General features: G+C 41.9%; 6 protein-coding genes and 1 pseudogene. All 7 read left to right on the top strand.

Translation table 11 applies throughout. The features are described 5' to 3' along the window. The first annotated feature begins 185 nt into the window (after positions 1–185). Positions 186–2732, top strand: a complete 2547-nt coding sequence (locus tag DXZ20_RS26085) for a family 16 glycosylhydrolase (protein WP_163702017.1) — start codon at positions 186–188, stop codon at positions 2730–2732. 335 nt (positions 2733–3067) lie between these two features. Beyond that, the gene (locus tag DXZ20_RS26080; protein ID WP_163702016.1) at positions 3068–4813 is read left to right on the top strand and encodes a family 16 glycosylhydrolase; all 1746 of its coding nucleotides are present in this window, start codon (positions 3068–3070) and stop codon (positions 4811–4813) included. A gap of 853 nt (positions 4814–5666) precedes the next feature. Further along, positions 5667–8624, top strand: coding sequence for a response regulator (locus tag DXZ20_RS26075; protein ID WP_163702013.1), 2958 nt, complete (start codon positions 5667–5669; stop codon positions 8622–8624). Positions 8625–8880: 256 nt separating this feature from the next. Beyond that, a complete protein-coding gene (locus DXZ20_RS26070) occupies positions 8881–10614 on the top strand; it encodes a glycoside hydrolase family 9 protein (protein WP_163702012.1) in 1734 nt (577 codons plus the stop codon). 307 nt (positions 10615–10921) lie between these two features. Then, a complete protein-coding gene (locus tag DXZ20_RS26065; RefSeq protein WP_163665156.1) occupies positions 10922–13315 on the top strand; it encodes a glycosyltransferase family 2 protein in 2394 nt (797 codons plus the stop codon). Between the two features lie 141 nt (positions 13316–13456). Then, positions 13457–13780, top strand: coding sequence for an STAS domain-containing protein (locus DXZ20_RS26060; RefSeq protein WP_163665154.1), 324 nt, complete (start codon positions 13457–13459; stop codon positions 13778–13780). 118 nt (positions 13781–13898) lie between these two features. Further along, positions 13899–14538, top strand: a pseudogene (locus DXZ20_RS26055) (response regulator); the annotation flags it as partial.

The following is a 14538-nucleotide window of genomic DNA, read 5'->3' as shown; positions in this document are numbered from 1 at the left end:
TAGTATAAACTTGCAGGTTTATACTCTTAAAACAATCGATAACCTCCTATATAGAAGATCTCTCTCACGACATTTGGCTCAGGACCTTTTTTAATGAGTGTTGTAGAGGAAAGTATAATTTTTTACATTATTAGTATGTGAATAATACTTGTTCCTAAAATGTTCATTAGTAAAGAAGACTTACTATGTCTATATCTGCCAGAATTAAAAAAATAATCTCTTATCTTACTGATAATGATGATGTTTGGGGCGGATGGGAAGATAATGTTGACTATGAAGTCCGCGGTAAAGGTGGAAATGACAGACTTTATGGTTATAACGGCAATGACACATTGTTTGGGGACGATGGTGATGATGAGATTTATGGTGGTTTAGGCAACGATAGGCTGTTTGGTGGTCGTGGCAAAGATAAACTCTTTGGGGGCGAGGGTGATGATGAAATAGACGGTGATAATGGCGATGATGAAATCTTTGGTGGCAATGGTCGTGATCGAATCCGGGGTGGCAAGGGTAACGATAAACTCTTTGGTGGTAATGGCGACGATGAGATCGATGGCGATGATGGTGATGACGAAATCTTTGGTGAAGGCGGCCGCAATAAGTTAAGGGGTGGTCGTGGTCGCGATCGCATCTTTGGCGGTAACGACAACGATGAAATCTCCGGTGGTGAAGATGAAGATACCCTCTACGGTAATGGCGGTGACGACTTCATCCAGGGAGATGAGCATGGTGATACCATTTTTGGCGGTGATGGAAATGACACCCTAGAAGGCAATAGCGGTGACGACACTGTTTTTGGCGAAGCTGATAACGACACCATTTCCGGTAATGAGGGAAATGATTATCTCAACGGTGGAACTGGCAACGATACCATTGATGGTGACGCAGGTAATGACTATATCTATGGATACGAGGGTGATGACAATCTAAGGGGAAGTAGTGAGAACGACACCCTTGATGGTGGTAATGGAAATGACAGTCTTACCGGTGGCCTAGGGGATGACATTTTATACGGCGAAGATGGTGATGATACTTTAGTAGGCGTTGAGACTGACGCAACAAGCGCTATGGGCGCTAACAGCATCGATACCTATGTGGGAGGAGCCGGTAATGATGTGTTTGTTCTGGGTGACGCAAACGGTGTGTTCTACGATGACGGCGACTCAACCACCGATGGTGCCAGTGACTATGCCCTAATTAAAGACTTTAACCGCTTCGAAGATACGATTCAGCTAAATGGCACGGACAGTGACTATGTGATGGCAGATTTACCATCTGGTCTGGAAGCTGCCTTTTCTGGTATGAATGTAGCCGGTATTTATCAAGATACTGACGGCAATGGAACTTGGGATGACACAGATGAACTACTTGCAGTTGTAGAGCATCTGTCTCCTGAAAGCTTAGTGTTAGATGCTGCCTACTTCCAGTACACCGATGAGCCTAATCAATCCCCCTGGCACCCCGCTAACGATAGTGATTGGGAACTAGTGTTTAGTGATGAATTTGATTTATCTACCCTAGATAGTAGTAAGTGGAGCACCAAATATAGTCACAATGTCTACGGTGGTCGCACTAACCCCTGGAATGGTGAACATCAGGCCTATGTGGGAGACAATGAGATTATTAACGGTGTAGAGTATGATGCCTTTGATTTTAACAATGGTGTCTTGAGTATCGTTAGTCAAAAGGTTGATCAGCCTCTTACCCTTGATGTTGAAGACACAGCTGCTGGCTTTGATCCAGTTAAAACCTTTGACTATACTTCCGGCATCCTAAACAGTGATGACAACTATGCCTTTACCTATGGCTATATGGAGATGCGGGCGCAAGTGGCTGCAGGTCAAGGTTTGTGGCCTGCTTTTTGGATGCTACCCACCCATGGCGGTTGGCCCCCTGAGATCGACATCATGGAAACTTTAGGACATCGTACTGACACTGTGTTCAACAGCCTCCATTACACAGACGACAATGGAAATATTGCTTCTGAAAAAGGAGAACAAACCTTTAACGGGATGGATTTCTCTGCTGGCTTCCATACATTTGGTGTGGAATGGTCAGAAACTGAACTGACCTGGTTCGTAGATGATCAAGCTTTGTACAGCGTTGACCATGACATTCCTGATGTCTCCATGTATCTATTAGCCAATATGGCTGTAGGTGGTTACTGGCCTGGCAGTCCCAATGAGACCACTCCTGAAACTAGCGCCTTTGAAATTGACTACATTCGTGTTTATCAGGATAAAGCAGGAACTCTTCATGGGGGTTCTAAGGATGACACCCTATCAAAAGCCTTGGGACATATTGCTGGTGAAGCCGGTAATGACGTCTTGCAAGGTGGTTATGGAGATAATACGCTTTTGGGCGGTAGCGGCGATGATAGGCTAACAGGCACCGATATAGTGAATGCAGGTCTAGGAGAAATTGACATCCTCACTGGTGGTAGTGGTGCAGATATCTTTGTCCTGGGTGAAGCGGGTCAGGTCTTTTATGATGATGGTGAGCTGCTGCTGGATGGTGTGTCTGACTATGCGTTGATTACAGACTTTAACTTGTCACAGAATGATCAAATTCAGTTGGTTGGTAATGCCTTAGATTATCAGCTAGGAGTTTCGTCTGATGGCTTCTCTACTGAGCTATGGTATCAAACGGCGACAGCCCAAGATGAGTTAATTGCTGTTCTAGATCAGCAAGTGGTTAATGACTTTAACACAGGTTTCTCATTCGTAGCATAGGGTAATTGCTCCCAGAGTGAAGGAACAATAGAGGAGCGATAAGTTGCTACCCTAAAGAATGTCTATTTTCACCCAACAATCGTGACATCTCAAGGAAGGTTGAAAGGTGATATCAGATTTGCCCCAACATTTCTAATCTTGTAATCACCGCTCTCCTTGATTCTTTATCAGCATCCTTGCCCGATTAGGGCTGGTTAAATAATGTGCAGTTAACGTATAGGCGCACATGGTTCAAAACGTCGGTGATCGCTGAAAGCTAGAAATAGCAACAGCTATGTGCACAATCGATCATACAGATACATTTTCTAAGTACAAGGCATTCAGGAAGAACGATCGTGGTCAATCATCCATCTATCCTAACCAACTGGGATTTAGTTTTTGAAGATAACTTTGACGGCTCAGAACTCAACCAGGATAACTGGAATACAACCTACTACTATGGTAGCCGCACCAACACTTTTAATGACGAAGCACAGTATTATGTCGATGAAGCACTGACTGTAGCAAATGGAACGCTCAGTATAAGTGCTAACAAATTAGATCAACCCCTTGAGGCCTTTGAAGGGGTTGATCAATATCTCCTGGCACAGCAGGGCAAAGATTTGTTCTTTGACTATACATCAGGGATGATTTCCGGGCATGACAAGATTGCCTTTACCTATGGCTATATGGAAATTAAGGCATCTCTACCGGTTGGACAGGGCCTTTGGCCCGCCTTTTGGATGTTGCCAAGCACAGGTGAATGGCCTCCTGAAATTGACATTATGGAATTTTTAGGGCACCAGACAGATACTGTCTATGGGACACTGCATTACCAAGACCCTGACGCTCCCAACGGTAATGCCATGGAAGGTAACTCTGTCTCAGGAATAGATTTTTCGGAAGGAGAGCATACCTTTGCAGTGAAATGGACTCCCGAAAGAATCACTTGGTTTGTAGATGGCCAAAAAGCCTTCACAATTACTGGGAACATTCCTCAACAGGCCATGTACTTATTAGCAAATTTAGCCGTTTGTGGTTCCTGGCCAGGAGATCCGGATCATACAACCCTTTTCCCTAGCAGCTATGACATTGATTACATCCGAGTATATCAAAATAAAAGAGGTATCTTACATGGTGGACTAGGTGACGATACCTTAAGTCGTACTAGAGGCGATATTTATGGCGGAGCGGGTGACGATGTCTTAAGTCTCTCAAAAATAGGCAATTTATATGGTGAAGACGGTAATGACATCCTGAATGGTGGTGAGAGAAAGAATATCTTAGATGGTGGTACTGGTGATGACCAGCTTTTTGGCTATAAAGGGCATGATGAACTTGATGGGGGTACAGGTAATGACCATCTTGATGGTGGGTGGGGGCATGATCAGCTGAATGGTGAAGACGGTGAGGACTATCTCTTTGGTGATCGAGGTCGTGACATCCTCAATGGTGGCGCTGGCGATGATGAGCTTGATGGTGGACTGGGACAAGACCACCTGAATGGTGAAGACGGTGAGGACTATCTCTTTGGTGATCGAGGTCGTGACATCCTCAATGGTGGCGCTGGTGATGATGAGCTTGATGGTGGACTGGGACAAGACCACCTTGATGGTGGGGCAGGTAGTGATCTCTTAGAGGGAAATTTTGGCCATGATTATCTCCAGGGCGGTCTAGGAAACGATCAGCTATTTGGTGATAAAGGGAGAGATAGCCTGATAGGCGTTGATATCAATGCATCAACTAGAACAGCCTTGGTCGGTATCAATGAAATTGATATCCTGACTGGTGGTGAAGGCGCTGATATCTTTTATTTAGGCGATACAACTAGCGCATTCTACGATGATGGGGATAATCTTTCATTAGGTGAATATGATTATGCCCTTATCAGTGATTTCAACTATAAACAGAATGATTTAATCCAACTACACGGGTCTTTAGATGACTATTTGTTAGAAGCTACTGCAGAGGACTTAGAGCAAGGTATTGGAATTTATCTGAAGACAGCAAGACAGAATGAACTGATTGGTATTGTGGAAAATGTAACTGACTTGAGTCTATCTAATCAGTTTTTCAAGATTGCTGATTCGGTAGCTGTATAGTTTTTGATTAATTTTCTATAGAAAATCTATAGTGCAGACTTTTTATATGATAAATCCTGCGCTATAGATTGATAAATATAGCTTGATATAGCATAGCTCAAGGTATAGATAATCTCCAGAAGGCTTAGAGGTAAATGACTATATGCGTAGCAAATTTCTGAATGCATTCAGTATTACTATTGTCGTCTATTTGTTCTACGGTTGGCCCGTTAAACCACTGAACACTCCAAACAATATGTTACTTATAAGTCTGCCGTTATTTGGGAATAACCACCCAGCTTTAGCATACATGAACAAGTTATATTTTTATAACTGATAAGATTCTTTCACTTTTATACATAGAAATAGATAGAAATGACTTTTCTGAAGGTTCTAAAGACGAAAAGGTGATTGTCTATAAAAAGTCTTAAGTTGCTGCTTTTATCGAATAATGTAAATCTTACGTGACTAATGGTCTTATTCACAGGCTTATCTTTGGGGACGACTAATCGAAACTGTGCTTAGGACTTGTTAAAAATTAAAATCATGGCTTTGATCCTTTAAATCACGGTTTAACAAGCCTTTCCGGTTTAAACCATGAAGTAGTTTCTTAACAGATCCTTAGGTGGATGCGAATATATAGTGGCTCTACGAGATAGTCACGGCAACCTCCTGGGAGATAACTCATTATTATTTAAGATCGTCTCGCCTACAGCTAGTAATATTTTCAGTCGTGAAATCGAAAATATTACTAGCCCTAGAAGAAATTACTTTAAGTGATGCATAACTCTTTAACCTCACAACAATGCAATAGGTAAGATCGCTCTGAATTACAAATCTATCAGAACCTATAAAAAAACTTATTTGTCAACCAATGGCCAAAAATCAAACGCTAAATAGACAGTTCACACTTTTTTTCACGATTGTTTTTATTGGTGGAACTGTTATCAGCGGCATTGCACTCTCTAATGCAATGCAACAACTGGCCAAAGCCGAGATCAAAGCACGAGCACACATGATGATTCAGACCATGAATGCCGTGCGCAACTATACAAGCGAAAGCATCAAACCTCAACTAGCTGATCAGTTAGCTCAATCTAGCTCATTTATTAGAGAAACTGTACCTGCATATGGTGCTAGAGAAGTATTTGAACATTTTCGAGAATCTCCTGAGTACAGTAACTTCCTATATAAAGAGGCTACATTAAATCCATCAAATCCTAGGGACCAGGCTGATGAGTTTGAAACCGATATAGTCAACATTTTCCGTCAGGATAGTGCCCCTGACGAACTCAGTGGGTATCGAGAACAGGACGGTAAAAAGCTTTTTTATATTGCTCGTCCTTTAGCGATTAAAAAAAGTAGCTGTTTAGAATGTCATGGCCGTGTCGAAGATGCTCCCCAAAGCATGATAGCGACCTATGGTAATCAACAAGGATATAACTGGCAAATAAACGAGGTGGTTGCTGCTCAAACTATCTATGTACCTGCTAATACCTTACTAGAACAAGGCTACCATTACCTGAAGCTGGTCATGGCCGTCATTATTGGCATGATGGCCACCATCATATTCCTTATGAATCGCCTACTAAAACAAAAGGTGGTGCACCCCCTCAAGAAACTAACTCATTTAGCAAAGCAAATTCGTGGAAATGAATTTCCCACTTTAGACGACTGGCAACAGAAATTTACTAGTCTAAACCCCATTGCTAAACGACCAGATGAACCTGGTGAACTTGCCCGTGCTTTTCAGCATATGGCTTACGAAGTAGTTACCCGTGAGCAGTCTCTCAAACAAGCAAAGGAAACGGCTGAAGAAGCTGCACAGGCAAAAAGTGATTTTCTGGCTACCATGAGCCATGAAATTCGCACGCCTATGAATGGGGTGATTGGTATGACGGGACTATTACTAGATACCGATCTGAATGATCAGCAAATTGGTTTTGTTTCTACTATTCGTCATAGCGGTGATAGTCTGCTTCGTATTATCAACGATATTCTTGATTTTTCTAAAATTGAATCTGGCAAGCTAGATTTAGAAGAATGCCCTTTTAATCTAAGATCTTGTATTGAAGAGTGTCTGGACCTAGTCGCACCAAAGGCGTCAACAAAGCGATTAGAATTGACCTACCAAATTGACATGGATGTGCCTGTTAGCCTAGTTGGGGACGTAACCCGGTTGCGCCAAATCCTAGTGAATTTATTAGGCAATGCTGTCAAATTTACCCATGAAGGCGAAATTGTTATTCGGGTTATTGCGGAGCCTATATTAGATGTGAACTCATCTGATAAACTCTTATATCTTATTCGCTGTTGCGTAAGTGACACCGGTATTGGAATTCCTGCAGATCGAGTCGAGTCTCTTTTTGATGCATTTCAGCAAGTTGATTCATCCACTACACGTAAATATGGAGGCACTGGTCTAGGACTGGCAATTAGCAAACGTCTTTGCCATGCCATGGGAGGAGAAATCTGGGTTGAAAGTGAGCTAAATAAGGGATCAAAATTCTTCTTTACTATCAAAGCCCAGTCCATTTCAGAGAATAATCTAGAACTACCCAAGGTTGAACTTAAAGGTAAACGGTTATTGCTTGTGGATGATAATGACACTAATCGCAAGATCCTTACCCATCAAGCAGAGCAATGGAAAATGGAGGTATTTCCTGCCCGATCAGGCTACGAAGCCTTAGGCGTAATTGGGCAAATAGAACAGCCTTTTGATGTGGCCATTCTAGACATGCAAATGCCAGGTATAGATGGTTTAATGTTGGCTCCAAAGCTGAAGCTTCAGTGTCCTAACTTACCGATGGTAATGCTCACATCTGTTCGTACTCATGACCTCAAGGAAAAGGCTTTACGGGCGGGAATTGTTGCTTTTTTAAATAAGCCATGCCGACAGAATGATCTATATAATGCCCTGACCCATGGCATTACGGGTAAAGTAACTTACCACTCCGGTTTAACTAAGGATAACAAGATAGACAATACAATGGCACAAAGGTTGCCATGCAGAATTTTAGTAGCCGAAGACAATATGGTAAACCAACAACTAGCCAAACAATGGCTGGCCAAGTTGGGATACCGTCCAGATTTGGTTAGTAATGGATTGGAAGTTCTCGATTGCCTAAAGCGCCAAACATATGACGTCATCTTGATGGATATTCAGATGCCAGAAATGGATGGCCTAGCTGCAACAAAGATGATTCGACAATCATGGTCCGAAAATGAGCAGCCTTACATTATTGCAGTGACAGCCAATGCTATGACAGGGGACCGAGAGAAGTTTCTGGCGGCAGGGATGGATGACTATATCAGTAAACCTATTCATATTGACAACCTGATAAAAGCTTTAGAAGAGTATCCCATTGACAGACGTACGGCTGCACATATCAAAGATCCACTAGCTCATAACTCTCCGAAAACGTCTGCAGAACTAACGACTGCTGAAAAAACGACCGATCTAGATAGAGTCCGCTTAGAGCAAACACTAGCTCCATTAGGTGGTTTGGCATCTGAAAAATTAAAATTATTTGTCGATATATATCTGAAAGAAAGTTCGCAGTTAATCAAAGCCTTTAAAGAGGCTATTGATGAACAAAATGCTCAGCAGATTCAACATGCAGCCCACACCCTAAAGTCAAGTAGTGCAGCATTAGGATTAGTAACAGTTCAGCGGTTGTGTCAATATATCGAAAATGAAAGTCGTGCTGGCAATATTGCCCTGGCCAGCTCTGTAATCAAACTTGAAATAGCTCTTAATGAGGGGATAACGCTTCTTCAAGCTATCATCGATCAAAACGACAATATTGCATCTCAATCTTCTCAGGTCTAAAAATACTCCTATTAATGATAACGATAAAAAAGTAATTGTTTTGGGGAATCTAATAGCAGTGCAGCTACAACATTTAGTCAATGGATTCCATAAGAACTTAGTTATAGCTTTGTGCTCATTTCCACCACATGAATTATCGGCTAAAGCTTTGGATAGCGATGGCTGTGGACAATGAAATCAGATGAATATCTTCATCCGATTGATATAGGTTTCTTAAATAAAGATTATCTCGGTAACGTAGTTTACTACAAAAGCTATGAAGCGAACTTTTAGACTTCTACTATCATTAGCTATTGCTGTCTTTCTAGCTACTTGTATCCCGCAATTTAAGGGACACACTCAGGCTCCAGACTCTCCCGTGAAAGTATTACTTAACCAAGTGGGATACTATCCACAATGGCTTAAAGTCGCCTTTATATCGAGTCCTCTTAAAGGAACTCCTATACAGCTTATAAACTTAGATAATCAACAAGTTGTTGAGTTAGATCCCTCTGAGCCAGTACAGTCGGAGCGCCTCAGTGGAGATGTTTTACAACCTGTTGATTTTAGTCATATTCAACAACCTGGAAAATACATAGTTCGAGCGGGCTCAGCAGAATCAGCCCCCTTTAGTATCTCTGACAACGCATACCAAACGACGCTAATATCGCTGCTAAGATCATATTACCTACAGCGTTGTGGTGTAATTTTAGATGACCCTATTACGGGTTTATACCATGCGCCTTGTCACCTGCATGATCATAACTTAGCTCATGCAGATACGCTGCACCAAGTCAATGACAAGATCAATGCTACGGGAGGATGGCATGATGCAGGAGATTATGGCAAATATGTTGCTACAACAGCCACAACAGTCGCTCGTATTCTTAGCCTTTACGAACAGCACCCTAGTCTCTTTTGGGATGGTCAACTAACCATTCCAGAAAGCGGGAACGGCATTCCTGATGTTTTAGATGAGATGAAATTTGGCCTAGATTGGATGCTACGAATGCAGCGTTCTGATGGGGCTGTCTATCGCAAACTTTCTGGCTCGGAATGGCCCATTGGGATGGCACCTGACGAAGATGCTCAAACCCGCTATATCTACGGCATTTCTACCCCTGAAACAGGTAAGCTTGCTGGTGCCATGGCCATGGCGGCCCGAGTCTTTGAATCATTTGATGTCAACTTGGCCGATCAATATCAGGCTTCCGCAGACCTAGCCTGGCAGTATTTAGAAGGGCAACCAACCATGCAAGTGGATTGGTATGAAGGGGATGATAGTGGTTCTGGGAAATACTTAGCTTCAGATATTGATCGAGAAGAGAGTCTTAAAACTGACCTTGATGATCGCTTCTGGGCAGCAGTGGAGTTATATATTTCCACTGGCAACAAAAAGTATCAGCAATATTTAGAGACCCATTTATTAGAAATCACCTACACCCTATTTGAATGGAAAGATCTATCACCGTTAGCTTTAGTAGACTACAGACTGCAGAAACGCCAGCCTAGCTCATCCGAACTGAATGCAATCATTGACCAAAAGCTACTAACAAAAGCAGATGAGATTCTAACGAGGGTAGAGAATAATGGTTACCGTTTAGCCAACCATCGCTTTATTTGGGGCTCAAATAAACTGGCCGCAGAAGAAGGTATTACTTTAGCCTATGCGTATCAAATCAGCCAGGAGCAACGCTATCAATATGCTGCTTTGGATCAACTTCATTTTCTCTTAGGGCGAAACCCCTTTAATCAGACGTTTGTGACGGGAGTTGGGGCAAACCCTGTACGTCATGTAAATCATCTTTTTGCTCGGGCTAAAGGATTGCTGATTCCTGGTTTAGTTGTTGGAGGTCCCAATTCTGATGCCCAAGATAATATTGCACCAAAAGGTCTAGGTATATTGAGTTATTTGGATGATGAGAAGTCCTATGCAACCAATGAATATGCCATTGACTATAATGCTTCGCTGATTGGGTTGATTGGTTTATTAATTAGTGGAAATGCTTAAATATGAGACGTGCGGAGGTTTGATACTTACCAATTCATATCTAACATCCATTAAGTTTACCTAATAATATGGTTCTGCTCCTAAAACAGTTTTAAGTACCAACAAAGTAATGTTGTTTATCTAGTCTCGTTAATGGGAAAACTCAATAGGACAAATATCTCTGCTAGTTGAGCGAGCATACTCTATCACCATTGACAAGAAGATTAGGATTAGTCTTATTCTTACTCAATAAATTGAGATTCAGTGAAAATACTAAGGTAATTGGATTAGAGAAACAAGAGTCACTTACAACTATTTTAATTGACGGATGAGTAGCTTAATTGGTCAGCTGGACCAGAAACCATTGATGAACAATATCCAAGTGCGCTTGCGCGATCGCACCTTGCTATTTCGTTACCTGGTTTTAGTGAATCTAATCGTTGGGACATGGTATTTGCAATGGCGCTTAACCCAATCCCTTAATACAGAGGCCCTTTGGTTTTCAGTCCCCCTTGTATTAGCTGAAATATATATGTTTATGGGAGGCATACTGTTTTTAGTTGGGTTATGGCGACCGATTGAGCGACGGGTCAAAAACCTGGATCAACTCACACCAACGTTATCAAAAACAGACTATCCAACTGTTGATATATTTATTACGTGCTACAGCGAACCTGTTGATATTGTTCAAGAAACAGCACAGGCAGCACTAAAAATAGATTATCCTGTCAATAAGCTCCGAGTTTACATACTGGATGACGGTAATTCTCCAGACATGCGAGCTATGGCAGAACAACTTTGTATACAGGATCTGCAATCACCAAAGTTACAACTCGCCGCTGAACAAATAGAAGCTGAACGTTATTATTTAAGTAGTCGCCTAGAACAAATACAGTATTTACAACAAGATTTAGAATCGATTGAAGAAACCCTGAGTTGTCAGAGAATTCAAATAAAAACCGATTTTAATGAATTGGAATCACTCATGGATTGGTTTAGTACCATGAAACAGCCCATGATTCCCAACAAGGATTGGTTTGCAGCACAAACCTTATTAGGTGAGGGGTTTGATAACGTAGTCAGCCATGCCCATAAACATTTACCCCCAGACACCCCCATTGACTTAGAGCTTGTTATTCTAAATGGCGACATTATCATACGTATTTGGGATCAAGGTGCCCCCTTTGATTTTGAGAAGCATTTACAAAAACTACCTGATGAGATTGATCAAAATGCAGAACGGGGAAGAGGCATTAGCATTTTAAAGCAGCTTGCAGATCACCTGACTTATGTACGTGAACCCAGTGGTCGTAACTGCCTGATCATGATCAAGCAATTTGTACCGCAAAGTTCTATACAAGATCATCAATATTGGCAAAGCCAAGGGTACCTACAAAGCACACGACAACTTCTATTGCTGACTCAGCCAGAATACACTAGTACCACATCAACGTTTGAAGCTGAAGTTCATAAGCTAGAAGGACAAATTGACAAACAAACCACTGCATTAAGTGATCTAGCACGCTGCCGCTACATCGCACGACACAAACCTAAAGATCGCCCACACCATGCTAAAGCAGGCAATATTAACCATGCCATTTTCTGTGGTGAAACCCAGGGTGACTTTATTGTCACTCTAGACGCTGACCATATTCCTAAACCACAACTTTTGCAGCGGGTATTACCTAATTTTTTCCGATTCAACTTAGAGCAAGGGCGCTATGAGCTGAATAAAGTCGCTTTTGTACAGACACCTCAAGCATTTTACAACCTACCTAAAGGCGATCCCTTTGGCCATGAAGCTCACTTTTTCTATGGTCCTATTCAACAAGGGAAGGACGGGATGAATGCTGCATTTTATACCGGAACCAATGCGATCTTACGACGAGAAGCATTGGTAAGTATGGGTTTACAGCATTTTGCCAATGATTTTATAGCCGATGAAAGTCGCTTAGACGAATTTGATTTGATTGGTGGAGTCTCTAGCATTAGCATCACAGAAGACATGAACACAGCTATGCGCCTCCACTCGGCGGGTTGGCAGTCCGTTTATCACCATGAAATTTTGGCAGAGGGGCTTGCACCTGATGATCTTAGCTCAACTTTAACCCAAAAGTTACGTTGGGCTCAAGGAACAATACAGGTATTAGTACGAGATAATCCTCTATTCAAGTCAGGCCTGACATTCTGGCAACGGATGCAATATTTTCAGACGATGTACAGCTATTTTGCAGGTTTCTTTGTAATTGTCTTTCTAGCCTGTCCAATAATTTCATTTTTCACGGGTCTAAGTCCTGTTAGCAGCTACGGCCCAGCGTTTATATTACACTTTGTGCCAACCTATGTAATTAACCGCCTCAATTTGTTGGCAGCAGCATGGAAAGTCCCTAAAAAAGAAGTATGGCGTAATGAACAATATGCCATTGCCCTTTTTCCGCTACAAATCCAGGCCGTCTGGAGTGTTTTAACGGGCAAAAACGTCTCATTTAAGGTCACCCCTAAACAACGACAATCTGGCGTATTCTGGGAGCTTGTACGCATACAATTAATTGTTTTTGGCCTTACTATTGCAGGTATGGCCTGGGGACTACTCCAATTGGTCTTGGGTCATTGGCCAGATCCCCTAATATACCTGGTCAATGTGGGGTGGAGTTGTTACCACCTGGCGTTATTATGGGTCGTCATTCGGGCAGCCTATTGGCAACCTAAGACAAGTTCCTAATCTATTTCTAGGCTCTAGTTCTTGCAATGGTTTTACAAAATACACCATTGGCTATTGTGTAAAAGCAGAATAAGTCAAGTAGCAACATCCGACCTTCGACAAATTTGATTAGAACTATATCATCATCTCTAGGAGATTCTCATGACTACAAATCTTAAAACACTTGAGCCCGCAGGCATCCTAGATGGTGCTACAACTAACGAGCTTAAGCTTCAAGTCACCGACTTATTACACGAAGGTATCGACATTGTTTTGTTAGATATGAATCAGGTGACATTTATGAATAGCACTGGTATTGGAGCAATGGTTGCTATGTTAAAAATCGTACGTGCTAGGGGCAAACAAATTTATCTTTGTGGGCTAACAGAGCAGGTCAAAATGTTATTTGAACTCACAAAAATGGATCGAGTATTTAAAACTTTTATAGATCAACAGGACTTTGAAGCAAAGATTTTAGCTGCTTAAGGTGAGTTGAGACTCCACACTCTTTAAGGAATATGGGAGATAGAAAACGCTCATTTTTTAGATAGGTAATTTAAACGGTGCTGACCTTGAAAAAATAACTCTAGCTACAGGCTTAGCCATGCTATCTCTGCCTCAAAGACTACTTAGTCCTTTCAAAGCACGTCTTTCCCGACACATTGCTTTGTGGGTATTTAGTAGTATTGTCTTAATAGAAGCCATGATTGTCATTCCATCTTGGCAAAAAAAAGAGAAAGAGCTACTACAACAGCTTGAGGATACAGGATTTGTTGCTATACATTCCTGGGCAAGGTTCAATGCAGCTAATAGTGAGAGTCAACCTTTAGCAAGACCTCAAGGGAATCTTGCTTTGCCCCCTCTGGTCAAAGGAATTAGTCTTTATGATCTTGATGGCCAAGTTCTAAAGCAGGTGGGAGAGGCACCTGCTTTAGAACTTGGCCAAGCAGGACTAAACCTTCCTCTACAGCAACGTAGCAATAATTATCAAAGATATGATGTAGTATGGCCTGCCGATAGACTAGGGGGTGAGTATATTGTCATCGCCAGATTGGATGCATCCAATATCCAGCCAGAAGTCATAGATTACTTTTGGCGGATGGTCTTTTTTGTTCTGATAATTTGTTTGTTTGTAACAATTGCTACCATGTTGGCTTTGGGGCCAGCTGTGATTCAACCGATTTTACGTCTTCGGGATGATCTACTGTTGGCAGCTGAGCAAGGCATAGGGCTAGAGCAACAAA

Source organism: Adonisia turfae CCMR0081 (genome assembly GCF_011009555.1).
Taxonomy (GTDB): Bacteria; Cyanobacteriota; Cyanobacteriia; order Phormidesmidales; family Phormidesmidaceae; genus Leptothoe; species Leptothoe turfae.
This window is presented reverse-complemented; position numbering and strand designations above follow the sequence as displayed.

What these genes read in the sequence shown, in the direction of transcription:
- DXZ20_RS26060 (WP_163665154.1), top strand. Translation starts at nt 13,457, where the DNA reads ATGACTACAAATCTTAAAACACTTGAGCCCGCAGGCATCCTAGATGGT.
- DXZ20_RS26065 (WP_163665156.1), top strand. Translation starts at nt 10,922, where the DNA reads ATGAGTAGCTTAATTGGTCAGCTGGACCAGAAACCATTGATGAACAAT.
- DXZ20_RS26070 (WP_163702012.1), top strand. Translation starts at nt 8,881, where the DNA reads ATGAAGCGAACTTTTAGACTTCTACTATCATTAGCTATTGCTGTCTTT.
- DXZ20_RS26075 (WP_163702013.1), top strand. Translation starts at nt 5,667, where the DNA reads ATGGCCAAAAATCAAACGCTAAATAGACAGTTCACACTTTTTTTCACG.
- DXZ20_RS26085 (WP_163702017.1), top strand. Translation starts at nt 186, where the DNA reads ATGTCTATATCTGCCAGAATTAAAAAAATAATCTCTTATCTTACTGAT.